Genomic DNA, 26,439 nt, shown 5'->3' on the forward strand with positions numbered 1-26,439 from the left:
AATGATTTTATTCGGCAGGTTCAAGTTTTTCTTCCTCTTTTTCAAAAGGTCTCTGGCCAAAAATCTTTTCCAAATCGTCTTTAAAAATAACCTCTTTGTCCAAAAGTCTTTCAGCAAGTTCGGTAAGCTTGTCTTTATTGTCTTCCAACAATTTAATAGCTCGTTGATACTGCTTTTCTATCATTTTGGATATCTCTTGGTCAATTTTTTGGGCCGTTTCTTCACTATACGGTTTGGTGAACCCGTACTCGTTCTGTCCTGAAGAGTCATAATAGGTAATGTTCCCCAATTCATCATTAAGCCCATATATGGTAACCATGGCACGAGCTTGTTTGGTTACTTTTTCCAAATCACTCAATGCACCTGTGGAAATTTTGCCGAACATTACTTTTTCTGCGGCTCTACCACCCATGGTCGCACACATTTCATCGAACATTTGCTCTGGTCGAACAATTAAGCGTTCTTCGGGAAGGTACCAAGCGGCACCCAGCGATTGTCCACGCGGTACAATGGTAACTTTTACCAACGGTGCAGCATGTTCCAGCATCCAGCTTACGGTGGCGTGCCCTGCTTCGTGGAAGGCAATGGTTTTCTTTTCGTCCGGGGTGATGATTTTGTTCTTCTTTTCCAGACCTCCGACAATTCTGTCAACGGCATCCAAGAAGTCTTGTTTTGTCACCGCTTTTTTCTCCTTACGAGCTGCGATAAGTGCAGCTTCGTTACAGACATTGGCAATATCTGCTCCTGAGAAACCGGGTGTTTGCTTGGCCAAAAAGTCCAAATCCAGTGTTTCTGCCGTTTTAATGGGACGAAGGTGAACTTCGAATATTTCCTTTCTTTCGTTGAGGTCGGGCAGGTCAACATAAATTTGACGGTCAAAACGCCCTGCACGCATCAATGCTTTATCCAGTACATCGGCACGGTTGGTTGCAGCCAACACAATTACGTTGGTATTGGTGCCGAAACCATCCATTTCGGTCAATAACTGGTTCAATGTATTTTCACGCTCGTCATTGGAACCCGTAAAGTTGTTCTTTCCCCTTGCACGTCCAATAGCGTCGATTTCATCAATAAATATGATGGCGGGTGATTTGTCCTTCGCTTGTTTGAACAAATCCCTTACTCTTGATGCCCCCACACCTACGAACATCTCCACGAAGTCTGAACCTGATAGTGAGAAGAAAGGCACTTTTGCCTCACCTGCAACGGCTTTTGCCAAAAGGGTCTTACCTGTACCGGGAGGGCCTACCAAAAGGGCTCCCTTTGGTATTTTACCCCCAAGGGAGGTATATTTATCTGGGTTTTTAAGGAACTCTACAATTTCTTGGACTTCTTCTTTTGCACCTTCCAAGCCTGCTACATCTTTAAAAGATGTGCGGGTATCCGTTTTTTCATCGAATAGTTTAGCCTTGGATTTTCCAATGTTGAAAATCTGCCCGCCTGCACCTCCTCCTGCACCGCCAGACATTCTGCGCATGAGGTATATCCAAATACCTATAATAAGGGCGAATGGCAACAGGGTCAAGAATATTTCACCGAGCACATTGGATTCCGTGTCGAATTCGACAATGGTGTCCAAGTTGTTTTCTTTCTTGATTTCTGTGATTTCATTCTGGAAAATTTGGAGGTCTCCGTAGTCCAGAACGTATTGTGGTACCAGACTCGTGGAGGGGAAAAGGGGTTTCTCGGCCACACCTTTGTGGACGTCCTTGTTCATGGCCTCCTCAGTAAGGTATACCTTGGCCTGACGCGTATTTGTAATGATGACTATTTTGGATATGTCACCATTGCGTAAAAATTCCTGTAACTCAGAAGTTGTGGTTTTTTCTGTGCTAGAAAAACTGCTTCCTCCAAAAAATTGGAAGCCAATTATAATAGCGATTACCACACCATAAATCCACCACGAACTAAAGCGTGGTTTCTTAGGAGCATTATTATTCGGGTTGTTTTCTTTTGCCATTTTTTCTTAAGAATTGTAACTGCTTTCCACCATAGTGACCTTGGCATCTCCCCAAAGTCCTTCAATGTCATAAAATTCCCTAATGTGTTTTTGAAATACATGTACCACAACATTGACATAATCCATCAGCACCCATTCGGCGTTTTCTGAGCCTTCAACATGCCATGGCTTGTCGTGTATGGCTTTGCTCACCTTCTTTTGGATGGAGGATACTATTGCGTTAACATGTGTGTTGGAAGTACCATTGCAGATGATAAAGTAGTCGCAAACTGTATTTTCGATTTCCCTAAGGTCCAGTAGATTTATATCAACTCCTTTAACGTCTTCTATTCCTTCCAGGATCAAGGCAATCAATTCATCTGCACTAGCTTTCGTTTTCTGCATTCAAAAAGTTTAGTTTTTACAAAGTTATGTTTTTTTTGTTTTCTTAGCCCTAGTTTTTAACAAATCGTAAAGGCTTGTCACATTGGGAAAACATTTTCAATTACTCAAACTTGATGCCACGGATTCCACAAATCAATATTTAAAGGATTTGTTGCGTTCTGAAAATCCTTTGGATTATACTGTTGTTGTTGCCGAAAAACAATTGAAAGGGCGTGGACAGATGGGGACGGTTTGGCATTCGGAAGGGGGTAAAAGCCTTACATTCAGTGTATTGAAAAGGTTCGATGCATTGAGTGTCAAACATCAGTTTGTACTGAATATTGCCATTTCGATGGCTGTTTGTGACGTGCTGGAAGAACTTTCGGTGCCAAATGTGAAGATAAAATGGCCCAACGACATTATGTCAGGTTCCAAGAAAGTTTGTGGCATTTTGATCGAAAATGTGCTCAAAGGTGAAAGGGTGGGGCAGTCCATTATCGGAATTGGCTTGAACGTGAACCAAACGGATTTTGAAAATTTGGACAAAGCTTCCTCGTTGAAACGGATTACAGGCCGCAATTTTAATCTGGATGAACTGCTCCAAAAACTCTTGGAGCGTATCTGGTTGCGTTTGGAAGCTGTCGAATCCAAGACCGTCACACAATTGTTGCCTTCCTACGAAAAGTTACTTTTTAGAAAGGACAAACCTTCCACTTTTACCAATGCCGACGGAGAAATGTTCATGGGGTATATCCGAAGGGTTTCACCTTCCGGTAAATTGGAGATTGAACTGGAGGATAGGGTATTTAAAGAATTCGACCTAAAGGAAGTAAACTTGCTTTACTGACCTATTTTGTCCAAGTTGTTGGACAGTGTTCCCATAAAATTGGTAATGGGAGCTTTGATCATCATGGCCATCATGGCATTGAACTCTCCTTCAAAACTCAATGCAACTTCGCTTTCGTTTTCGCCCAGGGCTTTAATGTCCGCAGTCAATGTAAAGGGCAGCTTATCGCTGGCAGCGCCCAACACCACTTTGTCATTCGGGTTTTGTTCTTTTAACCGGAGCACGATTTCGGGCATGCCCTTCAATGCAAATTTAAAAGTGTTCTCGTCCAACACTTCGAACTTGTCTATGTTATCGGGCATTAGGATTTCAAAGTTTTTGATGTTGGCCAAGAACTCAAATACTTCCTTGTCGCTTTTAGCTACCTGTTTTGTTGGGGTTTCAATGTGCATTATAAATTTTTATTTCTTCCATTCTTGTGGATTGGATCTCCACTCCAATAGGGTCTGTAATTGATTTTGTTGAATGTAGTTGGTCTCCGAGGCTTGTTCGATCAAGTTTTGGTAATCGGATAACGTATGAAGTTCCACACCTTCTTTTTCAAAATTTTCGGTGGATACGGGGAAACCATAGGTAAATATTGCGATCATGCCTTTTATATCGGCATTTTGAGCCTTCAGGGCCTGTACGGCATTTAAACTGCTGTTACCCGTGCTTATAAGGTCTTCGATGACCACGACGCTCTGCCCATCTTCAAAATAACCTTCAATTTGGTTTTGCCTTCCGTGCTCTTTTGGTTTTGGCCTTACATAAACAAAGGGGAGACCCAGTGCTTCGGCGACCAAAATTCCAATTCCGATGGCGCCAGTGGCGACTCCTGCGATTACATCTGGCCTACCATAGAGTTTCTCGACCTGTTTGGCAATTTCTTCCCTTACAAAATTCCGCACTTGGGGGTAAGAGAGCATGATCCTGTTATCGCAATAAATAGGCGATTTCCAACCCGAAGCCCAAGTAAAAGGATTTTCAGGTTCCAACTTAATTGCATTAATTTGTAATAACAGCTCAGCTGTTTTTTTTGCGATTTGCTTATCTAAAACCATTGCGCAAATGTATGAAGTTTTTGTTAATGAGGCTCCACTGATCTTAACAAACGAGCGCCCCCAAGATTCCAATGGTAATTTGTTTTCTTTGGATGGTGATTCCATTGTTGAGGCTATCAAGCTTTTGTCCAAAAAGAAGCTGAAGAAGGCCTATTTGTATCATCCCGATGATGAAAAGATCCTGAAGCTTTTTATGCATAAGATTCCTGTAGTGGTTGCGGGTGGCGGATTTGTCATCAACAAAAAGGGAAAGGTCCTGTTCATTTACCGGAACGGTAAATGGGATTTGCCCAAAGGAAAGGTTGATAAAGGAGAATCCATAGAAAATGCCGCAATTCGCGAAGTAGAGGAAGAAACAGGTGTGAAAAACCTTAAAATAGAACGGTTTCTGCATACCACTTATCACATCTTTAAAAGAAATGGTGAATACCGCTTAAAGCAAACACACTGGTTTATTATGTCCACCAATTACAAAGGGAAATTGGTGGCGGAAAAATCCGAAGGCATCAAAAAAGTGAAGTGGAAAGGTGCCCGAAAGACCAAAAAGGCATTAAAAAATTCTTACCATAACATTAAGGTTCTGTTCAGGGATTGGCCCTTTAATTAGGCAATAGTCCCGAGGCATCGCTCCCTTTTGCCACACGGTAAATCGGATAGGTGAGATAGGCTTCTTCAAAATGTTCCGATCGTTCAAAAATCCAATTGAGCTGAGCATACCAATTGTTGGCAAAATTCAGATCAGCCTCTTTTTTAGCTTCAAATTCTCTTTGCAATAGCGAATCACTTTGTAACATTTCCAATGCCACATCTTCAAAAACGTAAGGGGAGAAACCTTCTTTTCGCTGCAGAACGGTATCAAAAAAGTTCCAATTGAAAAATGAGTCGGTTCCTTGTGGTTCCAAGGTTTCCAAAAGGTATCTAATTCCTGGTTGGCGGGTAGGAACCAATAAATCGCCTTCTCTAAAATGGATTTGCTTGGTGCTTTTTGCCACTTGGGTATTGGAGTGGAGGTAATGACCCTCATAAGGGGCATTTCGGGTATCATAATCCACAATGCGGTAGGCCTCAACCGTAAGCGTGGTATCTTTTTTTAACGGTATATATTGAATTTTGTTGGCATCCAACCGTTCTATGACCCCTTTCCAACTTTTCTTTATAAGGTAGGCGGCAGGAACATCGATGGTGTCCGCGGGATAAAAATAATCTTGGTAAACGGTTTCCTTGGTGAAGGGCTTTTCCCTATTGTACTTTAAACGTGGCAACCCTGTTACTTCACTGGTAATTTGTTCCGCCTCATAACCCTTAAAGTTAAGTAGGGTACTTCGTGTGGTGTCCACTTGCCAATTAAAGTAATACTCGGAAATGTCTAAATTTTTCCCCAAGGTTTCTTTACGGAGTGTTTTTATGTTCTGATGCTCTGCTTCAACTATTTCAACTAGGCTTTGCATGAGATCGTAGGTGCCCTCAACGCGTTGTTTGTAGGGTTTTAGCATATGGGTTTCCACCATGAGCCCCAAAGTGCTCCATAGTGTGGTGTATCCGGTGGAGTACCTAGGGTGATCCATAAACTGGCTGAACCCCATCTCTGGTGGCACGTTAAATACATTTACGTAGGGCGTAATGTCCCGATCTTTCTCCGCCAGTGAGTTTTCTAAACTTGGCATCAATGTTTCATGAAGGTATTCTCCCATTTCGCCCCCTAACTTGTTGTGTTGTGTGAATAGGTGGGTCAACGTGTATTGGTAATCCGCTCCGTTGCTCACATGGTTGTCAATGAACACATCGGGTTTTACCATGTGGAATATTTTGGCGAAGGTCTGTGCGTTCTGGGTGTCCATTTTGATGAAATCCCGATTCAGGTCGTAGTTACGGGCATTGCCACGAAAGCCATATTCCAGTGGGCCGTTTTGATTGGCCCTTGTAGTGGAATTCCTGTTCAATGAACCGCCTACATTGTAAATGGGTATGGTGACCAGTACCGTATTTTGAGGCATATCCAGTTTTTCGGTGGCCAAATCCCTGTAAAGCATCATCGTGGCATCGATACCATCGCTTTCTCCTGGATGTATACCATTATTTATAAGGATGATGGATTTTTCCTTTCGTATATTCTCGTAGTTGAAATCTCCATCAGGATTAAATGTGACCATGTGCAGTGGGTAGCCGCTATCCGTTTTACCAATGGTGTGAATGTTTATTTCCGGGAATTCCCGGGCAAGTGCGATATAATAATCAATGGTTTGTTGATAAGTGGCTGTTTCCTTACCATTGGACATTTCGTAATGTGTTGGATACGAAGATTTCTCGTCCTTGGTCTCGGATTCGCAGGATGCAAAAAGAAAAAGTGCCGTAAAAAAAACTATGTACTTCAAAATATTTCGGGAACTTTGGTTTGCACAAATACCTGTGCACGATTGCCCCAAAAATACGGATTATTATAATTTATGAAGCGACTGTAATACAGCCGAGATCATTTGATTCGATTTTAAAAATGGGTTTGTTCTTAAAGTTGAGTGTATACGGACACCTGTCTTTGAAACCGTTCCATTTTTCGTAATCCAAAGGATCTATTGAAGAAGTGATCATATTGATTACGATATGCTCATTGATGTCCAAAGCGATAATTTCATCCAGAAAATCCCATCCATCCATAATCGGCATGTTGATGTCCAGGAAAATGACTTCGGGAATAATTCTCCCGTTTTCTTTCCTTTCTTTAACGGCCTCGTAGGCTTCCTGTCCATTTTGGAAAATTTGAATATCGTCGCAAATAACAACCGATTTCAACATTTTTTTAATACCAAACACGGTAATGGGATCATCGTCCACGATAAAAATACAACTAACTGTCTTCATTAAAATACACATTAAATGTAGTGCCTTTGTCAACTTCGCTTTGCACTGTTATACTTCCGCCCATAGCTTCGATTTGGTTCCTGACCAAGTAAAGACCAAAGCCTTTGGCATCTTCTCTGTTATGGAATGTTTTGTACATCCCGAAAATTCTGTCTCCGTATTTGTTCAAATCAATCCCTAAGCCGTTGTCGGATATGCTCAATACAATACCGTCTTCGGATTTAACCGAATTAAGGGTGATCAATGGTGAGCGGTTAGGGCTTTTATATTTGACCGCATTGGAAATCAGGTTCAATATAATGCTGTCCAAGTAGGCCGGCACACAATTTACTTCTATATTTTCTCCAATATTATTTATGATTTCGGTATTGTTCTTGTCCAATAATGCTGCAAGATTTTGTAGGACCTTAACAATGCTTTGCTTCAAGTTTAGGGTCTTCCTAGGAGCCGATGTATTGGTGTTCACGTCTACCACCTGATTCAGGTTTCCTAAAGTCTCCAGTAAATTATCCGATGCCTGTGAGAGCATATCGATTATGCGTTGTCTCTCCTGCGGGTCTTTTTCTGAGTTTAAAAAGCCTAAGAGCATGGAGAAATTTGCTGAGTGGGAACGTAAATTGTGAGAAACAATATGGGCGAAACTGATAAGCTTTTGATTCTGCGTTGAGGTAATATCGATCAAGTTATGCAGTTCTTCCTCTTTCCTTTTCATGGATGTTATATCCAAACTCATACCTATTAGTCCGCAAACCTTGCCCTCTAAATCAAAATGTGGAATTTTGGAGGTTAAAAAATAGGTTGTTTTTCCATTAAGCTTGCTAATGGTTTCTTTGCCTATTATCGGTGTTAGGTGTTTCATGACCTGTATATCCTCTTCCCTGGAAACTTTGGCCATTTGATCATCATAAAGTTCAAAATCATTTTTACCGATAAGCTGCTCTGCACTTTTGTTAAAGTAGTTACACTCTCCTTTGTTTACCAGTACTTTTCTCGATTCGAGGTCCTTCACGTAAACATTCAAAGGTAGGCTGTCTACCAAAGTGGAAAGTAATTGTTGGTGTTCTTTTACCCGGGTTTCGGCCATTTCTTCATCGTGAACATCTTTTATGGTTCCGAAAATTTTTCTGACTTTTCCGTTTTTAACAAACGGTTTTCCCGTTATTCGGACCCATCTTTCCTCACCATGGTATGTAACCAGCATTAATTTTATATCGTAGGTTTGATGACTTGCCCTGACCTTGTGGAACAGCATGGAAACTTTGTTTCGGCTATACCCTGGCTTAAAAAAATCAATGGCTTCTAAGGCAGTGGGCTGGTAGCTCTCCGGAACTTGATGTATGCGTTTTGTTTCCTTGCACCAAGAAAGTTTATCTTTTTGAACATCATACTCCCACCAACCTGTTTTGGATACTTCGACCTTGGTTTCTAAAATATTATTCAACCAGTCGATTTTTTGTTCTTTTTGAACTTCGGAAGTAATATCATCGGTCTGAACAATGGTCCCTATTACATTCTCTTCCTTGTCGAACCACGGGGCAAAATAGCTTTTTAAGTGACGGGTTCCATCATTGGCTTCCGTTTTGTGTTGTAGCGTAAATGGTTTGTTGTCCTTTAGTCTTTTTTTGAGGTCCGATGTCTTTGGATAGAGTTTGAATATTTTGGTCTTTCCATTTTTGTTTTGTGGGGGTAAGCCAAATATTCCCAACCAAGAGCAGGAGGCATCCAATAATATCCCTTCTTTGCAAAGAAGGGCTGTTGCCTTAGGCAATTGTTTTAGTAAATAAAATTGGTCAATGCTCTCAGCTGCTTTCAAAACTCGGGGGTTGTTTAAAAACTTTATGGTTCTAAGAAATTTCTGACCAATGTATAATTATTCAATATGTAATTCGATTTAATGTTGTGAAAACACTTATTCGTGTGGTATTTATCAATTTAAGCTATGTGTGGCAAAAATAAAAAAGAAGGAAATTACCTACAATTTATGTTTTCACCCCAAAATGGTATGGATGCTTTTATTTGACCACAACGGTATCGGGAACCAATCCAGTGTAGTCGCCCCCATTCCTTATAACATCTCGAACAATGGAAGAGCTGATGTAAGATTTTCCGGAAGATGTCAACAGAAATACCGTTTCAATTTCGGAAAGCTTTCTATTGGTGTGGGCAATGGCTTTTTCAAATTCAAAATCCGCTGGGTTCCGCAAACCTCTCAAAATAAAATTGGCATCTATCTTTTTGCAAAAGTCAACTGTCATGCCCTTGTAAGTGGTTACTTTGATCTTTGGTTCGTCCTTAAAGGCCTCTTTAATAAAGTTGACACGCTCTTCCAAGGTGAACATGTAATTCTTTTCTGCATTTATACCAATGGCTATCACCAACTCATCAAAAAGGGTAACACCTCTTTTTATAATATCGTAGTGTCCTAAAGTAAGTGGGTCAAAGGAACCGGGGAACAATGCGCGTCTCATGTTGTGGAATAAAGTTTTTTAAAAATACGGTTTCTATCGCAAAGCTTCAACAATAGCGCTGTCAAAAAGCTCCTCGAGTGAAATTCCTGCAGTTTTGGCCTGTTGAGGTAAAAGACTTTCTTCGGTAAGTCCAGGTGTGGTGTTTATCTCGAGAAGGTGTGGCTCATCACCAATAAAAATAAATTCGCTGCGCGTATAGCCTTTTAACCCTAGGGTTTTATAAATAAACTCGGCCAATTGTGTTACATTGGATTCCTGTATTTTGGAAATTCGAGCAGGGGTTATCTCTTGTGATTTGCCCATATATTTGGCCTCAAAATCGAAAAAATCGTTTTCTGAAATAATCTCGGTGGCCGGGAGTACGGTTACCTTGTTATTGAAAGTGATTACCCCGACAGATACCTCTGTGCCATCCAAAAACGACTCGATGATAATCTGTGTATCCTCTTTGAATGCATTTTCTATGGCATTGCCCAAATCCTCTATGTTGTGCACTTTGGAAACTCCGTAACTACTGCCTGCTCTGTTCGCCTTTACAAAACATGGAAGACCAACCTTATCCACAATCGCATCCTCATCAATTGTTTGTCCTTTGTTCAAAAAATAAGAGGTGGCGCAAGGAACGCCATAAGGTTTCAGTGTGCTCAACAAGTCCCTTTTATTAAAAGTAAGGGCTGCCTCATAATGGTTGCACGAGGTTTGTGGAATCCCTAAAAGTTCAAAATAGGCCTGCATTAGACCATCTTCTCCTGGAGTTCCATGGATTGCATTGAAAACACAATCAAAATGAACTTTTTTGCCATCATCTTTTATGCTGAAATCGGATTTCTCCATGGGGTGTTCCTTATCGGCTCCATCCAAATAAAACCAGCTATCCTTAGTTATTATAATTCGGTACGCGTTGTATTTGGTCTTATCCAGATACTTGTACACAACATTCCCGCTTTTGATGGAAATATTGTGCTCGCTGGAGTAGCCGCCCATAATTATGGCAATGTTCTTTTTCATTGACTTGTAAAATATCGCAAAGCCAAAATAAAGAAAAAAGGGTTGGCTTTCCTATATTTGTCCCGATAAGGTGAACTACATGAAAAATTTTTTCAACTTTTTAAAAAGCAAGACTTTTCTAATTCAGTTGGGATTGGCTGCGGTGACCATGTTGGTTTTGGTGTTCGTTGCTTTGCAATGGCTTAAGAGCACGACCAATCACGGTGAGTTTGTTGAAGTGCCCGATTTTTCCAAAATGTCGGTAATGGAGATGCGAAAAGCCGTAGAGGAAGCAGGGCTTAGGTACCAGGTATTGGACTCATCCAATTTTAATCCGGAATATCCACGATTTTCAATATTGGAACAAAACCCGCCAGCAGGGAATAAGGTGAAGGCCAATCGTAAAATTTATTTTACGGTAAACCCATCGGGATACAAAGAAGTGAGCGTGCCGGATATTGTACAGGTTACGCAGCGTAATGCAGCATCTATGTTAAGAGCTGTTGGTTTGGATGTAGAACGTGTTACCTACATTGATGAACTTGGTAAGGACATGGTCTACAGAATGAAGTACAAAGGGAAATACATTAAACCTGGCGACCGATTGCCCAAAACTTCCAAAGTGGAATTGATCTGTGGCAACGGAAACATTCCCGGTAGTGCCAGGGTACAGGCAGACTCCAACTAAAGCATGAATACTTCGGACAATCAGGACGAGCTTTCTCAAGATGATCTCTATGAGCATCATGGTTTTGTGGCCTCTAAGGGCCAGGAACCTTTGCGCGTGGATAAGTTCTTGATGAACTTTATCGAGAATGCTACGCGGAACAAAATCCAACAAGCGGCTAAAAAAGGTCATATTTGGGTGAATGGCTCCATTGTAAAGCAAAATTACAAGGTAAAGGCAGGTGATGAGGTAAAGGTGATGTTCGAGCATCCACCCTACGAGTTTTTACTGACACCTGAGGACATTCCACTGGATATTGTTTATGAAGATGATGTGCTATTGGTGGTGAACAAACCTGCAGGCATGGTGGTACACCCGGGACATGGAAATTACTCGGGAACGCTGATCAATGCGCTGGTCTATCATTTCGAAAATTTGCCCAATAATAGTTCGGACCGGCCAGGATTGGTCCACCGAATTGATAAGGATACTTCGGGCTTGTTGGTAATTGCCAAAACAGAATCGGCCATGACCCATTTGGCCCAGCAATTTTTTGACAAGACCAGTGAGCGGGAATACGTGGCCTTGGTTTGGGGCAATTTGGAAGATGATGAAGGGACCATCGAGGGGAATATTGCCCGCAATCCCAAAAACCGCCTCCAAATGATGGTGTTTCCGGAAGGAGATGAAGGGAAGGAAGCTGTAACACACTACAAAGTACTGGAGCGTTTCGGATACGTTACTTTGGTTTCGTGTAGGCTGGAAACCGGAAGAACCCATCAGATTCGGGTACACATGAAGTACATTGGGCATACCCTCTTCAACGATGAGCGCTACGGGGGCGATAAGATTTTAAAGGGTACCACTTTTACCAAATACAAGCAATTTGTGGAAAATGCCTTTAAAGTACTGCCCAGACAAGCACTGCACGCCAAAACACTTGGATTTGAACACCCTGTGACCGGAGAGTTCATGCGATTTGATTCCGAACTGCCCGAGGATATGGTAAATTGTATTGAAAAGTGGCGGGGCTATGCAAAGCACCACGAATCATAGTTTTCTTCAATCCCAAGATTGAAAACACCATTGGAATAGGCTTCCAAATAAGTAAAATCCTCGTTATTTTTACAAAAATTAGAACAAGATGAAAATTGTGATATCTCCTGCAAAGTCATTGGATTACGATACGGCTTTGCCTACATCAAAATATAGTCAGCCTAAATTTTTGGAACAAGCGGAAAAACTGAATTCCGTTCTTAAAAAGAAAAAGCCCAAAGCCTTGTCGGAGCTGATGTCCATTTCTGATAAGTTGGCTGATTTAAATTGGGAACGCAACCAAAAATTTGAGCTTCCGTTTACTGCAGACAATGCTAGACCTGCTATTTATGCATTCAACGGTGATGTGTACCAAGGTTTGGATGCCTATACCATCCCGGAGGATAAATTGGATCGTCTGCAGGATACCTTACGAATCCTGTCTGGTCTTTACGGTGTTTTAAAGCCTTTGGATTTGATGCAACCTTATCGATTGGAAATGGGTACACAATTAAAAGTGGGCCGCAAAAAGAATTTATACGAGTTTTGGAAAGATCGGATTACGGAATCCCTGAACAAGGAACTAAAGGACGGCGAGCTGTTCGTTAACCTGGCCAGTAACGAATATTTTAGTGCCGTGGACGATAAAAGCCTTAAGGTTCCGGTAATTGCGCCTGTATTCAAGGATTGGAAGAACGATAAATTAAAAGTCATCAGTTTTTACGCTAAAAAAGCACGTGGTTCCATGGTCCGTTATATCTTGGATACGGGAGCCGAAACCTTGGACGATATCAAGAATTTTGACTACGACGGATATCTCTTCAGTGAGGAACATACGGTAAAGAAAAACGAACCTGTGTTCATCCGTTAAAAAACTTTGGTAAAATCCGAAGTAATCTTTAAGTTATACTCGACAAGGCATGTTGTTACGATTAGAGTGCACATGCCTTAAATTGTGATACACTTAAATTTAACCCAGAGGTTACACTTTATTCACGACCTTTGAGTGTTTGTCCATTTTTAACACTAACATAAAATATATTCATGCAGCAGCAGACTAAACGGTTAGAAGAGTTTAAAAAATCGGTAACCAATAAATTCAATATCTATAACAGCCTTTTCTTGAGCTTGCCCTACAAGAATGTCGAAAATGTTGGGATTCTTATTCCCCTTTTGCTCGACCAGTGCGAAAAAGGACTCAAAGAGGGCAAGGAGCCACAAGAGATTTTGGAGGTGTTCTTTTCCAATTTTGTCGATATTCAGGATGAACGGGAACGGTTGGACTTTATGTTCAGGATAGTGCAATACGTGGAGCGTCAAGTAGTGCTGTACGACAGTGTCGAAGATTCAGCATTTCCTAAACTACAGGAATACAGTAGTTCCTTGACCATCAAGGATTACTTTGAATTGGTGAACCGAACCAAAAATTGGGACAAGGTCTCCAAGAAACTTTCCACCTTTAGTGCACGTATTGTTTTAACGGCACACCCCACGCAGTTTTACACGCCCGCTGTTTTGGACATTATTGCCGAGCTACGCTCATTGATCGATGAAGATAGGATACATGACATTGATGTGACCTTGCAACAATTGGGGTTAACATCCTTGATCAATGCCAAGAAGCCGACACCTTTGGACGAGGCAAAAAACATTATCTACATTCTTCGTAATACCTATTACGATGCTGTTGGAGAACTATATCAATACGTAAAAAGCAATATTCGGGACGATAAGTTTGAGAACTATGACTTAATGAAACTCGGATTTTGGCCTGGAGGAGACCGTGACGGAAATCCATTTGTAACGGCCGATATCACCAAGCAAGTGGCAGATGAGTTAAGGTTGACTTTGATGAAGTGCTATTATAACGAATTGAAAAGTCTTAGAAAGAAACTGACCTTTAAGAGCATGCAAGAGGAAATCAGTTCGTTGAGCACAAAACTGTACCATGCCATGTTCGACCCAAATGCACCCATTTCCTATGAAGGGATTATCGGTCATTTAAGTGTGATGAGGGAGAAATTGATAGCCGATTATCATGAGTTGTATCTGGATGAATTAGATCAGTTTATAGACAAGGTTCATATCTTCAAAACACATTTTGCCACTTTGGATATCCGTCAAGACCACAGCAAGCACTTGTTGGTGGTGGAAACTGTGCTGAAAAAGCAGGGCATCATCAAGGAAAGTATTGATGAGCTCAAAGAAGATGAATTGGTAAAGACCTTGCTTGAGGACAACTTCAAACTAAACCCAAAGGATTTTGACGATGATATTGTGAAAGATACCATTGTTAATATTCAGAACTTAAAAGCAATCCAGGGGAAGAACGGGGAAGATGGTTGTAATAGGTACATCATCAGTAATTCAGAAGATATTTTTTCCGTGTTGTTCGTATTCGGATTGTTCAGATGGTGCGGATGGGACGAGAAGGATATCACTTTCGATATTGTTCCATTGTTCGAGACCATGAAAGGTATGGATGCTTCCGAAGAGGTGATGCAAACCCTGTTCGATATCCCAAAATACAGACAACATTTGGAACGAAGAAGAGATATTCACACCATAATGCTCGGTTTCTCTGATGGAACCAAGGATGGAGGATACTTGAAAGCGAACTGGTCCATCTTAAAAACCAAGGAGACCTTGAGCAAAGTCTGTAAGAAAAACGGAATCGCCGCCATCTTCTTTGATGGTAGGGGAGGACCGCCAGCACGGGGTGGAGGTAAAACGCACAGATTCTATGCTGCCCAGACCAAGGATGTGGCCAACCACGAGATTCAGTTAACCATTCAGGGGCAGACCATTACCAGTACTTACGGAACAAAGGAGCAATTTATTCATAACTCCGAGCAGTTGCTCACCGCAGGACTAAGCAACAATCTGTTCGGTAAGGAGCTTACCATTTCGGCAGCACAACGCAAATTGATCGAGGAGCTTTCTGAGCTTAGTTTCGATAAATATGATGCTTTAAAACAGCATGAGAAATTTATACCGTACTTAGAAAATAGAAGTACCCTAAAATATTATACCAAAGCCAACATTGGTAGTAGACCAGGTAAGCGCGGTAACAAAAAGCAGCTGACGCTTTCCGATTTACGAGCGATTTCATTCGTGGGTTCATGGAGTCAGTTAAAACAAAACGTTCCCGGTTACTTTGGATTGGGCTCTGCCTTTCAGAAGTTGAAGGAGGAAGGGCGATTGAGTGAGGTGAAGAAGTTGTACAAGGAAGTTCCTTTCTTTAAAGCCCTGATGCTGAACAGTATGATGTCCTTGGCCAAATCCAATTTTGACTTGACCAGTTACATGAAGGACGATCCTGAATTTGGTGATTTCTGGAAGATACTTCACGAGGAATTTGAATTGTCAAAAAAGATGCTCTTACAGATTTCAGGGCTCAAGATTTTAATGGAGGACGAGGCTGTATCGCGGGAATCGGTAGAGATTAGGGAAAAAATCGTATTGCCATTGTTGGTGATTCAGCAAAACGCTCTTTATCACATCACACAAAATTCCGAATACAAAGAATTGTACGAGAAGATTGTGACCCGTTCACTCTATGGAAACATCAACGCCAGTAGAAATTCGGCTTAATGCTGGATTTCTTCTCAGGATAATACAAGTTCAATAGTTGTAAATCGGTATGATGCTTTACATTTTGCATCATGCCGATTGTTTATTTTTTACCCAGATACGGAACAGAATACTTTCAATTTGAGTTCACAAAGTTTTAAGCACACACATCCTTACGAACCCTTTTTATTGTCCAAGGCGACTAAATTGATTGTGGGGACCTTGCCACCACCTCGATTTACAACAGGGCAGTTAAAGCCACAGGACGTGGATTTTTGTTATGGAAGTTGCAACGGTCAGTTGTGGCCCATTCTGGATAAAATCTTTGATTTGGGTCTAAAGTTTGAAAATACGGAGGAAGCGGTTGAGCAACGAAAGCGTTTTTTGGTCGAGCATAAAATAGGGGTGTGTGATATTGTTGAAAGTGCCGAACGTGAAAAAATAGATGCCTCTGATCTGGGCATGCAAAATGTGGTGCTTCGAGATTTAGTTGGTTACTTAAAAAAGTATCCCAACATCGACACACTTTTATTCACTGGAGGAAACAGTAAAAATGGCCCGGAATACTTCTTTCGTAAACAGCTAAAGGAAAATGGTCTCAAATTAAAGGTTGTCTCCAACCAAGTGCCTCGTATCCATCATCTGGAGTTACCTTTAACTTCGAGTTCTGTGTCAGTTCGAGCGCAGTCGAGAACCATAAAAACCGTTTCACTGACCGCCCCTTCGGGAGCTGCCAATCGGGCAGTAGGGAGTTTACAGGAATACAAAGACTTAAAAAGTAAAAACCCTGAATTCAATACGTTGGATTATAGAATAATGCAATATCAGGAGTTTTTTTAAGATGATAAAGGTTCAATTGATACTTGGGATTGTTCCAATGAAAAGAGCTGTAGGTCAATTTTTATAAGATTTCTACGTTGTATTAAATAACCAAAAGAAATCCCAAAAACAGAACCATGAAAAACTTACTTAGTGTTACAGCTTTATTGTTTACAATTATTATGTTCGCATCATGCACAGCGCATCGAGGAACCGTGAACCGAGGAACTGTTAATAGCAGTACGGCCCCAGGACAAGTGAAAAAAACAACTGGTGCCCAAAGTGCAAAGGCTTATGCACCGGGACAACAAAAGAAAAAAGGCAATAATGAATAGCCGCTATAATATAATAGCATAAAAAAGCCCCGTTGGTTCGGGGCTTTTTTATTTGGTCATTTTGATTTTTATTTAATTTATCGGCGAAGAAAGGATTCCATAAAAGGCTTTAATGCCATAAGCCAACTGACCAATTTTTACGTTTTCGTTCGGGCTATGTTGATTGTTGTCCGGATTTACAACGGGCACAATAAAGGCAGGAATCTTTAATTCGTTGATGAAAGGAGAAATAGGTACGGTACCGCCCATGGTTCGAATTTGAATAACTTCCTGCCCAAAGCTTTGGTTTAAGGTGTTAACAATAAACTCACCATACGGATTGTCCAATTCGGTTCGGAAAGCATCGGTTACGCTACCCTCTTCCACGGTCACGATCTTATCAAATTGCATGCGCTCCTCTTTGGAAGGTACATGGTCCAAAACCTTATATCCTTGCTTAGTGATATGATTTTTAACCAGTTGTTTCAATCGGTTGCCGTCACTCTCCACGACCAGCCTCAAATCCAGTTCGGCAGTGGCACTTTCGGGAACAATGGTTCTGGCCTTGTCGCCTACCCAACCAGATCCCAGTCCACGAATGTTCAGGGAAGGATATTGCAGGGCTTCTTGATAAAAACCTCCAACTTTTTCAGCTGTTTTAAACTGAAGTTTTTCTGAGATAGCTTCATCACTGTCGGGAACACTTTTTAAAATGGAATCTGTTTTTTCATCAATGGAAATACCATCGTAATAGCCTGGAATGGTCACTCTTCCTTCAGTATCTTTCATTGTAGCCAGCAATTGTGCCAACTGGAACCCAGGATTTGGGGCATAATTGCCATAATGTCCACTATGTTGTGGTTTGATGGGGCCGTAAGTCGTCAGGGTCAATGTGGTGATGCCACGACATCCATACACCACGGTTGGGTTTTCAGAAGCATGGACAGGTCCGTCCACTATCATTAAAAAGTCGGAATCCAACAATTCGCGATACTGTTTTACGGCAGCAGGCAAAGGTTTACTGCTCTTCTCTTCCTCACTGTCCAAAATCACCTTGATATTGAACGGAATTTCCTTTCCATCTTTCTGTAATAGGTCCATGGCATTCAAGAGCATCACAATAGGCGATTTGTCATCGGAAGTCGATCTTCCGAACAAACGCCAATCGTAGTTGATGTCGTCGCCCAATTCATCAAAGGAGACTGTTTCAAACCCATCATCTTTGGGAGCTTTCAACACCACTTCATACGGATTGGGCTGATTCCATTTGGAAGGGTCGACGGATTGCCCATCAAAATGCATGTAAATAAGTACGGTAGGCTTGTCGCTGTTCATTGGCATTGCCGCAAAGAATAAAGGAAGACCTTCCGTATCCAGAACAGCAGTATTAAAACCTCTATCGCCAAACTTTCGCTTGAGCCACATAATGTTACGGTCAATGTCGGCCGCATCCAATGCATCGTTGGGAATGGCGATAAATTCACGGATTTCGTTGATGGCATCTGCAACTTGAGATTTTATGGCTACATCATCTTGTGCAAAAGCGGAAAAAGCAAGGAAAAGGGAAACTAAGGACAGTGTTTTTTTCATGGAACAAATCATCTTGATTTTAAAAACCGAAATTTAACGAATTTGCTTCACAAAGTCACCAATACCATCCACTCCATTTGCTGTTAAATGTTTGATGAATGCCGAACCAATGATAGCTCCCTTGGCTTTTTGTGTAGCTTGCTCAAATGTTTCCGCATTGCTGATACCGAATCCAACGATTTGTGGATTGTTCAGCCCCATATTTGCAATGCGATTAAAATATTCCGATTGCTCACTGCCGAACCCTTGTTTGGCCCCAGTGGTACTGGCCGAGCTCACCATATAAATAAACCCTTCGGAAGCATCGTCTATGGCTTTGATGCGTTCGTTACTCGTTTGTGGAGTAATCAGGAAAACATTGATCAATCCGTGTTTTTTAAAAATGTCCTCATATTCCTCTTGGTAAACATCTAAAGGTAGATCGGGAAGAATGAGACCATCGATTCCGATTTCTTCGCATTGGGCACAAAATTCCTCCACGCCATATTGGAGCACAGGATTAAAATAGCCCATCAAAATCAGAGGTATCGAAACCGTTTTGCGAATATCTTTCAATTGCTCAAAGAGCAGCGAGGTGTTCATTCCATTTTTAAGGGCGGCCGTGGAACTTTCTTGAATGGTTGGGCCGTCCGCCAATGGGTCACTGAACGGCAATCCTATCTCGATGAGGTCTACACCGTTTTTTTCCAGCTCTTGGATGATCTTGACGGTATCATCCAGATTGGGGTAACCTGCTGAAAAATATATGGAGAGAATTTTTTTGTCCTCTTGTAATTTTTGTTTGATTCTATTCATGTTCAATGCTAGTATTCAAAATTAAAAGTTGTCATTCCGCAATTGATGCGGAATCCGGTTTCAATCCGGTTTTTGGATTCCTGCTTTTGCGGGAATGACGTTCGGTTATAATTTAAAATAATCAATATAGTTCTGTAAATCTTTGTCGCCGCGCCCTGATAGGTTCACCACCACAACCTCATCGGGATTGAACTTTCGGCTCTCAAAAATGGCCAGTGCATGGGAAGTTTCAATGGCCGGAATAATACCTTCCAATTTGCAGAGCTCCAATCCAGCTTTCATGGCATCATCATCGGTAATGGAAATGAACTCTCCACGACCCGAAGCGTACAAGTGGGCGTGCATCGGTCCGACCCCAGGGTAATCCAATCCTGCTGAAATGGAGTAGGGTTCGGTAATTTGTCCATCTTGGGTTTGCATCAACAAGGTTTTGCTACCGTGAATAATACCAACTTTTCCCAAGGCAGATGTCGCGGCGCTCTCACCTGAATCAATTCCCTTTCCGGCAGCCTCAACGGCAATGATTCCCACTTCGGGAACATCCAAATAATGATAAAATGCTCCAGCAGCATTACTTCCACCGCCCACACAGGCCACTACGTAATCTGGGTTTTCCCCTCCTTCTTTTTCTTGAAGCTGATATTTGATTTCTTCCGAGATCACCGATTGGAAACGGGCCACCATATCAGGATAGGGGTGCGGTCCTACTACAGAACCGATGATATAATGCGTGTTCACAGGATTATTGATCCAGTCACGAATTGCTTCGTTGGTTGCATCTTTTAAGGTTTTACTGCCCGATGTAGCAGGTCTAACCTCGGCTCCCAACATTTTCATACGGGCCACGTTCGGTGCTTGGCGGGCAATATCGATTTCCCCCATGTACACCACACATTTAATTCCCATTAATGCACATACAGTCGCTGTTGCCACACCGTGTTGACCTGCACCTGTTTCAGCTATGATCCTGTTCTTGCCCAATTTTTTGGCCATTAGTATTTGGCCGATGGTATTGTTGACCTTGTGGGCTCCCGTATGGCAGAGGTCTTCTCGTTTCAAGTAGATTTTTGTGTTGTACTTTTCGGATAGGCGCTTTGCAAAATAAAGAGGTGTTGGTCGGCCAACGTAATCCTTCAGTAATTGATGAAACTCCTTTTTAAAGGAAGGTTCTTCCATAATGCTGAGGTAGTTTTGCCTAAGTTCCTCGCAATTGGGATATAGCATTTCTGGGATAAAAGCACCCCCGAACTCACCATAGTATCCCCGTTCATCAGCATGATAGCTTTTCATTGGTTTTTATTTTTTAGTTGCGAACGCTATTCAGCGATTCGATAAATACTTTTAGATCATCTATGTTTTTTAGGCCCGGGGCCGTCTCAAATTTACTGTTCACATCAATGGCAAAACAGTTTTTGGAAGCGGGACTATTTAAAAAGTCCTGTAACTTTTCCTTGGAATCCAATCCAATGCCACCGCTTAAAAAGTAGGGCTTGTCGGATGAGTATTTTTCCAGGACCGACCAGTCAAAGGTATAACCATTGCCGCCTGGTAGTTTTCCTTTGGTGTCAAAAAGAAAATAATCACAGACCTCTTCATAATCTTTCAATACGTCAAAATCAAAATCATCCTTTATGGAAAATACTTTGATGATGTCTGGATTTCTCGACTGTGCTGGAAATGACAGAAATCTATCTTTTAATTGTTGACAAAATCCCACACTTTCCTTTCCATGGAGTTGTACGGCATCCAGTTTATAATGGCCGACTTTTTCTAAGACTTCTTCCAAAGGGGCGTCCACAAAAACCCCCACTTTTTTGATGGAACCGGGCAATGCAGGCATCTCTCCCGAAAAATAACGGGAAGAAGGTTCCCAGAAAATAAAACCCAAATAATCAGGTTGCAATGTTGCTACCTCTTCTGGGTTATGATTCATGCCACAAATCTTTAGTTTCATCGTTATAGTTAAGCGATTATTTTCTCAATAAACTTTTTGGCACTTTCACCCGGTTCGTCTGTCTTCATGAAATTTTCGCCAATTAAAAAACCTTGATAGTCGAACTCCTTTAACTCACGAATGGCCTCCACAGAGCTAATGCCACTTTCAGAAACTTTTACAAAATCATCTGGAATTTTTTTCGACAAGGTTTTACTGATGTCCAAATCAACTTCAAAGGATTTAAGGTTTCGATTGTTCACGCCCAACATATCCAAACTCGGCATCAGGGATTTTTCCAGTTCCTCTTCATTGTGTACTTCCAAAAGTACATCCAACCCCAAACCTTTGGCCAATTCGGACAAGGTCTTGATTTCTTCTTTGGACAATATGGCGGCAATCAATAAAATAACATCGGCACCATATGCTTTGGCCTCCACAATTTGATATTCATCTATGATGAACTCCTTTCGCAAAATGGGAATGTTGGTGGATGCTCGTGCAAGGACGAGATCGTCCAAAGAGCCCCCAAAATATTTGCCATCGGTTAGCACGGACATCCCACAGGCTCCTGCATCAGCGTAGCCCTTGGCCACATCCTGTACGCTCAAGCTTTGATTGATCACCGATTTTGATGGGGAGCGACGCTTGTGCTCGGCAATAATGCCCGAGTTGCTTTTGCGCAAAACTTCTGCCAAAGAAACAGAGGTGCGCTCCATCATCACTGAAGCCTCTAGTTGTGGTAGGGTGATTAGCGATTTTTTTAAATCGACTTCTTTGCGTTTATCGGCTACTATTTTATCTAGTATGTTCATTTTTTATTGTTGTCACTCCGCGTTTGATGCGGGATCTATTTTTATGTGTGCACTGGATTCCTGCTTTCGCAGGAATGACAATTGTTTTTGTTTCATTTGTCATCCCGCACCTGATGCGGGATCTATCAAGAATACCAATCATAGGCTAAATCACTCCAATTGGGATTATCTTTTTCAATCATATCAATCTTCCATTGTCTTTTCCATTTTTTCAGTCGTTTTTCCCTAGTTATTGCATCGTTCACGTTTTGATGTGTTTCAAAGTAGACTAAAGTTTTGAGTCCATATTTTTTCGTGAATCCATCAATAACTCCCTCTTTATGTTCTTGAACCCTCCGTTCCAAGGAATTGGTGATGCCAATGTATAACGTTCCATTACGTTTGTTGGTTAAAATGTAAACATAATATTGATGAACGTTCTTAAGCATTTATTTTTAGGATTCCTGCTTTCGCAGGAATGACAATCAGATCAAATTTAGTCCTTACTCAATTCCTGTAATTTTTTTAGGGCTTTCAGTCCTTTACCACCAAACAAGGATTCTTTAGCTTTTTCAAAGCCTTCTTTTGGTGTGGTGCCTTCCACGGTGGCAATGGCAACCCCTGCATTGGCACAGACCACATTGTTCTGGGCATCGGTACCTTTGCCTTGCAAAATATCCATAAAAATTTGAGCTGACTCAGCGACATCTTCACCACCTTTGATTTCCTCTTGTGAAACTTTTTCCACGCCAAAATCAGCTGGTTTCAACATGGCTTCGGTATGGTTGGATATGGTTTTGGTATCGCCTGTCAATGAGATTTCGTCATATCCGTCCAATGCATTTAGAATGGTGAACTTTTTGTCCGTGTTCTGATACAGATAACCGTACATTCTGGCCAACTCCAAATTAAATACGCCCACCATCTGATTTTTTGGAAATGCAGGATTGACCATAGGTCCCAACATATTGAAAAATGTTTTCACCGCCAACGCTCTTCGGATGGGTGCCACATTTTTCATTGCAGGGTGGAACAAGGGGGCGTGCAGCACACAAATACCGGCTTCTTCAATGGTTTTCCTTAGAAAATCGGCCTCATTGCTAAATTTGATGCCCAAAAATTCCATGACGTTGCTGCTTCCACATTTGGAAGAAACCCCGTAGTTTCCGTGTTTGGTCACATGTATTCCGGCTCCTGCGGTCACAAAGGACGCCAAAGTGGAAATATTAAAGGTGTCTTTGCCATCTCCACCTGTTCCACAAAGGTCAATGGGGTCGTACTCGGCAAGATCAACAGCCAAACAGAGTTCCAAAAGGGCATCGCGAAAGCCTTCAAGTTCCTCAATGGTCACACTTCGCATCATATAAACCGTTAAAAATGCTGCAATTTGCGAAGTGTTGTAATCTCCCTTGGCAATGTTTACCAATATTTGCTTGGCTTCTTCCTTGGGGAGAATCTCGTGATTGATCAGTTTATTTAAAGTCTCTTTCATTGTTCATCTTTGTAATTCCTGCAAGGGCAGGTATCTATTTATTGTTATTTTGGATTCCCAACTGCGTGGTAATTACATATACATTAGGAGTTCAACCAATTCTTTAGCATTTGCTTTCCTTTTGGTGTCAAAACGGACTCTGGGTGAAACTGTACGGCCGTTACATCGTATTCTTTATGTCTAAGGGACATCACTTGTCCGTTTTCATCCACTGCCGTGGTTTCCAACACTTCTGGTAAATTAGGGTCCACCACCCAAGAATGGTACCTTCCCACCTGAAGCATTTTTGGCATATTGGTATAAATGGGGTCGTCATTGGTCACGGTTATCGTGGTATCCACTCCATGGTATACTTGGTCCAAATTAATCAAGGTGCCACCAAACACCTCTCCAATGGCCTGAAGCCCCAAACAAACTCCAAAAATACGTTTGGTGGGAGCATAGGTTTTGATGATTTTTTTTAAAAGTCCTGCTTCATCCGGAATTCCGGGTCCAGGAGAGAGTACAATGTATTCAAACGGCTCGACTTCGTCCAAAGTGAGCTGGTCGTTCCGCTTTACGGTTACCTCACAATCCAAATCTTCCAGATAGTGTACCAAATTGTAGGTGAAACTATCGTAGTTGTCTATCATTAAAATCTTTCTTCCCATACTTAGATCGTTTCGGCAATTTCCAGTGCTTTGTTCAATGCGCCCAGTTTATTGTAGGTTTCTTGTAATTCATCATCAGGATTGGAGGCTGCGACCAAACCTGCTCCTGCCTGATAATATAGTTCGTGGTCCTTGCTCAAAAAGGTTCGGATCATAATGGCGTGGTTAAAGTTGCCTTCAAAATCCATGAACCCAATAGCTCCTCCATAATAGGAACGGCTTGTTTTTTCATATTTCTCTATGAGCTGCATGGCCATATGCTTGGGTGCTCCGCTCAAAGTTCCCGCAGGAAAGGTGTCGGCGACCACCTTCATGGTAGTGCTGTCCTTTTTCTTTTGACCTGTTACTTTGGATACTAAGTGGATAACATGTGAGAAATATTGGACTTCACGATAGGTTTCCACGTTCACCGTGTTTCCGTTGCGGCTCAAATCGTTTCTTGCAAGATCTACGAGCATCACGTGCTCGCTGTTTTCTTTTTCGTCCTGAGCCAGTTTTTTGGCCAGTTCGGCATCTTTTTCATCGTTTCCTGTACGCTTGTAGGTTCCAGCAATGGGGTGAATCTCCGCTTTGCCATCTTTTACGATCAACTGGGCTTCCGGGGAGCTGCCAAAGATTTTAAAATCACCATAATCAAAATAAAATAGGTAAGGGGAGGGGTTAATGGATCTCAGTGCTCGATAAACGTTGAACTCGTCTCCCTTAAATTTTTGTTTGAACCGTCTGGAGAGTACCAATTGGAATACATCGCCCCGTTGACAATGCTTTTTGGCCAAGGCAACTTGTTCTTTGTAGTCCTCATCCTTTAGGTTGGATTCTGGCTCCCCTTCTTTATTAAAATTGTACGATGAAAAGGTGCGGACGTTGAAAAGTTGTTCCATTTCCTCTACATTGCTTTCGGAGTCGTAACAATGTGCGAACAAGTAGGCCTCATTTTTAAAATGATTGATGGCTATGATGTTCTGGTACACCGCATAATAAATATCGGGAATATTGGCTGAATCTTCTTTTTTGGAAATCTCTATATCCTCAAAATAGCGAACGGCATCGTATGCCATATATCCGAACAATCCGTTGTAAATGAATTTGAATCCGTTTTGTGTGGTCTTGAATTGTTTTCCAAAGTTGTGAATCATCTCGGTAACGTCGGTATCGACAGTGACATCAGTCACTTCCTTGGAGCCATCGGGAAAACGTTGTGTAATGGTTTCGTTCTCCACTTTAATCGATGCAATGGGATTACAGCAGATATATGAAAAACTGTTGTCGTTGGCGTGGTAGTCACTACTTTCCAAAAGAATACTGTTCGGGAACTTGTCCCTGATCTTCAAGTAAACGCTCACGGGTGTAATGGTGTCCGCGAGGATTTTTTTGTAATGCGTCTTAAGCGTGTAACTCATTTGGTACTTATATAAATTAAAAAAGGCTTGTCGTGATGACAAGCCTCTTGTATGATTATAATGGGGACTTAGTTCACGACGTTTGACGTAAGTTTATCCACCACCAGTTATTTGCTGTTCTGTTATTCATTGTGTCAAATATAGGGAGGAATTTTTAACGGGACAACAATGTTTTGTTTAAAATAAAAAATCCCGTCCAAGAATTGCTCGGACGGGATTTTCACAGATTAAAGAGGAGTTGATTACATCTGTAGATCAACTACCAAATCAAACTCATCGTAGATCAATTTGTCCTTGGCTGTCCCAATGATTCCAGATCCGTATTTTACATCGTACTTTGTTCTGTCAACTTTTAATGTGGCAGTGGCTTTGTCACCATAAACGGAAACCTCAAAAGTCACAGGCTCAGTGTTACCTTTAATGGTAAGGTCACCAGTTACATCGTAAGAATTTTTCCCTGTTGATTTTACATTGGTGAAAACCAATTTGGCCGTTGGGTGATTGGCAGTGCCAAAAAAGTCATCGGACTTCAAGTGACCGTCCAACTTGTTTTTGTAATCACCTTCCAAATCGGTTGCATTGATGCTTGTCATATCTACAACAAACTCTCCGCCAACCAATTTTTCACCGTCAAATTCCAAAGCACCTGACTCAAGGTTGATAGTTCCGGTGTGGGAACCTCCAACTTTGTAACCTTTCCAGGTTACCGTACTTTCGGTGGTCTTTACTTCTTTGGTTTCTTTTTCAATTCGGTTAGCTATCGCAGAAGCTCCAAATAGAGTGATCAATGTTAAACTTAAGATTGTCTTTTTCATGATTGTTTTAATTTCTGTTATTAATTGTTAAGAATTCA

General features: G+C 41.6%; 27 protein-coding genes. 8 read left to right on the plus strand and 19 right to left on the minus strand.

All coding sequences use genetic code 11. The annotated features are described in order from the left end of the window. Positions 1–7: 7 nt before the first annotated feature. Both ftsH and rsfS read right to left on the minus strand, forming a co-directional pair. Positions 8–1,960: an ATP-dependent zinc metalloprotease FtsH gene (ftsH, locus tag J0X13_RS13985; RefSeq protein ID WP_207071999.1), complete on the minus strand. Its 1,953-nt coding sequence runs from the start codon at positions 1,958–1,960 to the stop codon at positions 8–10. A 6-nt stretch (positions 1,961–1,966) separates the two neighbouring features. Then, positions 1,967–2,344, minus strand: coding sequence for a ribosome silencing factor (rsfS, locus tag J0X13_RS13990; protein ID WP_100817468.1), 378 nt, complete (start codon positions 2,342–2,344; stop codon positions 1,967–1,969). Between the two features lie 82 nt (positions 2,345–2,426). Here rsfS and J0X13_RS13995 point away from each other — a divergent pair, with 82 nt between their 5' ends. Beyond that, entirely contained in the window at positions 2,427–3,170 is a 744-nt protein-coding gene (locus J0X13_RS13995; protein ID WP_207072000.1) for a biotin--[acetyl-CoA-carboxylase] ligase, read from the plus strand. On the opposite strand, the gene J0X13_RS14000 is transcribed toward J0X13_RS13995, so the two are convergent. Next, positions 3,164–3,562 carry an SRPBCC family protein gene (locus J0X13_RS14000; protein WP_207072001.1) on the minus strand — a complete coding sequence of 133 codons (399 nt, stop codon included), beginning with the start codon at positions 3,560–3,562 and terminating at the stop codon, positions 3,164–3,166. The genes J0X13_RS13995 and J0X13_RS14000 overlap by 7 nt on opposite strands. Positions 3,563–3,571: 9 nt before the next feature. Beyond that, a complete protein-coding gene (pyrE, locus tag J0X13_RS14005) occupies positions 3,572–4,213 on the minus strand; it encodes an orotate phosphoribosyltransferase (protein WP_207072002.1) in 642 nt (213 codons plus the stop codon). 7 nt (positions 4,214–4,220) lie between these two features. On the opposite strand from pyrE, the gene J0X13_RS14010 reads away from it, so the two are divergent. Next, positions 4,221–4,820: an NUDIX hydrolase gene (locus tag J0X13_RS14010; RefSeq protein ID WP_207072003.1), complete on the plus strand. Its 600-nt coding sequence runs from the start codon at positions 4,221–4,223 to the stop codon at positions 4,818–4,820. Here the strand turns inward: J0X13_RS14010 and J0X13_RS14015 are convergent. The 5 genes from J0X13_RS14015 to J0X13_RS14035 all read right to left on the minus strand — a co-directional run bounded on the left by J0X13_RS14015 (position 4,813) and on the right by J0X13_RS14035 (position 10,545). Further along, the gene (locus J0X13_RS14015) at positions 4,813–6,585 is read right to left on the minus strand and encodes a M14 family metallopeptidase (RefSeq protein WP_207072004.1); all 1,773 of its coding nucleotides are present in this window, start codon (positions 6,583–6,585) and stop codon (positions 4,813–4,815) included. The two genes, J0X13_RS14010 and J0X13_RS14015, sit on opposite strands and share 8 nt — an antisense overlap. 70 nt (positions 6,586–6,655) lie before the next feature. Then, a complete protein-coding gene (locus J0X13_RS14020) occupies positions 6,656–7,069 on the minus strand; it encodes a response regulator (RefSeq protein WP_242535739.1) in 414 nt (137 codons plus the stop codon). Then, a complete protein-coding gene (locus tag J0X13_RS14025) occupies positions 7,056–8,882 on the minus strand; it encodes a PAS domain-containing sensor histidine kinase (RefSeq protein WP_207072006.1) in 1,827 nt (608 codons plus the stop codon). Before J0X13_RS14025 ends, J0X13_RS14020 begins: the two co-directional genes overlap by 14 nt. Positions 8,883–9,081: 199 nt before the next feature. Continuing rightward, the gene (coaD, locus tag J0X13_RS14030; RefSeq protein WP_207072007.1) at positions 9,082–9,537 is read right to left on the minus strand and encodes a pantetheine-phosphate adenylyltransferase; all 456 of its coding nucleotides are present in this window, start codon (positions 9,535–9,537) and stop codon (positions 9,082–9,084) included. Between the two features lie 33 nt (positions 9,538–9,570). Then, positions 9,571–10,545, minus strand: a complete 975-nt coding sequence (locus tag J0X13_RS14035) for a D-alanine--D-alanine ligase (protein ID WP_207072008.1) — start codon at positions 10,543–10,545, stop codon at positions 9,571–9,573. A gap of 79 nt (positions 10,546–10,624) precedes the next feature. Here J0X13_RS14035 and J0X13_RS14040 point away from each other — a divergent pair, with 79 nt between their 5' ends. The 6 genes from J0X13_RS14040 to J0X13_RS14065 all read left to right on the plus strand — a co-directional run bounded on the left by J0X13_RS14040 (position 10,625) and on the right by J0X13_RS14065 (position 16,953). Next, positions 10,625–11,212 carry a PASTA domain-containing protein gene (locus J0X13_RS14040; protein WP_207072009.1) on the plus strand — a complete coding sequence of 196 codons (588 nt, stop codon included), beginning with the start codon at positions 10,625–10,627 and terminating at the stop codon, positions 11,210–11,212. Positions 11,213–11,215: 3 nt separating this feature from the next. After that, positions 11,216–12,247 carry an RluA family pseudouridine synthase gene (locus J0X13_RS14045; RefSeq protein ID WP_207029764.1) on the plus strand — a complete coding sequence of 344 codons (1,032 nt, stop codon included), beginning with the start codon at positions 11,216–11,218 and terminating at the stop codon, positions 12,245–12,247. Between the two features lie 88 nt (positions 12,248–12,335). Then, the gene (yaaA, locus tag J0X13_RS14050) at positions 12,336–13,097 is read left to right on the plus strand and encodes a peroxide stress protein YaaA (RefSeq protein WP_207072010.1); all 762 of its coding nucleotides are present in this window, start codon (positions 12,336–12,338) and stop codon (positions 13,095–13,097) included. Positions 13,098–13,270: 173 nt separating this feature from the next. Next, positions 13,271–15,820 (plus strand): phosphoenolpyruvate carboxylase, encoded by a 2,550-nt coding sequence (locus J0X13_RS14055; RefSeq protein ID WP_207072011.1) that lies wholly within the window; start codon positions 13,271–13,273, stop codon positions 15,818–15,820. Positions 15,821–15,940: 120 nt separating this feature from the next. Continuing rightward, the gene (locus J0X13_RS14060; RefSeq protein WP_207072012.1) at positions 15,941–16,639 is read left to right on the plus strand and encodes a uracil-DNA glycosylase family protein; all 699 of its coding nucleotides are present in this window, start codon (positions 15,941–15,943) and stop codon (positions 16,637–16,639) included. A gap of 116 nt (positions 16,640–16,755) precedes the next feature. Then, the gene (locus J0X13_RS14065; protein WP_207072013.1) at positions 16,756–16,953 is read left to right on the plus strand and encodes a hypothetical protein; all 198 of its coding nucleotides are present in this window, start codon (positions 16,756–16,758) and stop codon (positions 16,951–16,953) included. A gap of 72 nt (positions 16,954–17,025) precedes the next feature. Here J0X13_RS14065 and J0X13_RS14070 read toward each other — a convergent pair whose 3' ends face one another. From J0X13_RS14070 to J0X13_RS14115, 10 genes are all read right to left on the minus strand, one after another. Further along, entirely contained in the window at positions 17,026–18,522 is a 1,497-nt protein-coding gene (locus J0X13_RS14070; RefSeq protein ID WP_207072014.1) for a M20/M25/M40 family metallo-hydrolase, read from the minus strand. A 33-nt stretch (positions 18,523–18,555) separates the two neighbouring features. Further along, positions 18,556–19,317, minus strand: coding sequence for a tryptophan synthase subunit alpha (gene trpA, locus J0X13_RS14075; protein ID WP_207072015.1), 762 nt, complete (start codon positions 19,315–19,317; stop codon positions 18,556–18,558). 105 nt (positions 19,318–19,422) lie between these two features. Next, entirely contained in the window at positions 19,423–20,607 is a 1,185-nt protein-coding gene (trpB, locus tag J0X13_RS14080; RefSeq protein ID WP_207072016.1) for a tryptophan synthase subunit beta, read from the minus strand. Positions 20,608–20,620: 13 nt separating this feature from the next. Next, the gene (locus J0X13_RS14085) at positions 20,621–21,271 is read right to left on the minus strand and encodes a phosphoribosylanthranilate isomerase (protein WP_207072017.1); all 651 of its coding nucleotides are present in this window, start codon (positions 21,269–21,271) and stop codon (positions 20,621–20,623) included. Positions 21,272–21,279: 8 nt separating this feature from the next. Further along, positions 21,280–22,065: an indole-3-glycerol phosphate synthase TrpC gene (gene trpC / locus J0X13_RS14090; protein ID WP_207072018.1), complete on the minus strand. Its 786-nt coding sequence runs from the start codon at positions 22,063–22,065 to the stop codon at positions 21,280–21,282. 125 nt (positions 22,066–22,190) lie between these two features. Further along, the gene (locus J0X13_RS14095) at positions 22,191–22,493 is read right to left on the minus strand and encodes a GIY-YIG nuclease family protein (protein ID WP_207072019.1); all 303 of its coding nucleotides are present in this window, start codon (positions 22,491–22,493) and stop codon (positions 22,191–22,193) included. Positions 22,494–22,540: 47 nt separating this feature from the next. Next, positions 22,541–23,536, minus strand: coding sequence for an anthranilate phosphoribosyltransferase (gene trpD / locus J0X13_RS14100; protein WP_207072020.1), 996 nt, complete (start codon positions 23,534–23,536; stop codon positions 22,541–22,543). Positions 23,537–23,619: 83 nt separating this feature from the next. Further along, positions 23,620–24,186, minus strand: a complete 567-nt coding sequence (locus J0X13_RS14105; RefSeq protein ID WP_207072021.1) for an anthranilate synthase component II — start codon at positions 24,184–24,186, stop codon at positions 23,620–23,622. A 2-nt stretch (positions 24,187–24,188) separates the two neighbouring features. Further along, the gene (locus tag J0X13_RS14110; protein WP_207072022.1) at positions 24,189–25,586 is read right to left on the minus strand and encodes an anthranilate synthase component I family protein; all 1,398 of its coding nucleotides are present in this window, start codon (positions 25,584–25,586) and stop codon (positions 24,189–24,191) included. A gap of 242 nt (positions 25,587–25,828) precedes the next feature. Continuing rightward, positions 25,829–26,401 (minus strand): YceI family protein, encoded by a 573-nt coding sequence (locus J0X13_RS14115; RefSeq protein WP_207072023.1) that lies wholly within the window; start codon positions 26,399–26,401, stop codon positions 25,829–25,831. Positions 26,402–26,439 lie beyond the last annotated feature (38 nt).

The organism is [Muricauda] lutisoli (nom. illeg.) (assembly GCF_017313105.1).
GTDB classification, from domain to species: Bacteria; Bacteroidota; Bacteroidia; order Flavobacteriales; family Flavobacteriaceae; genus Flagellimonas; species Flagellimonas lutisoli.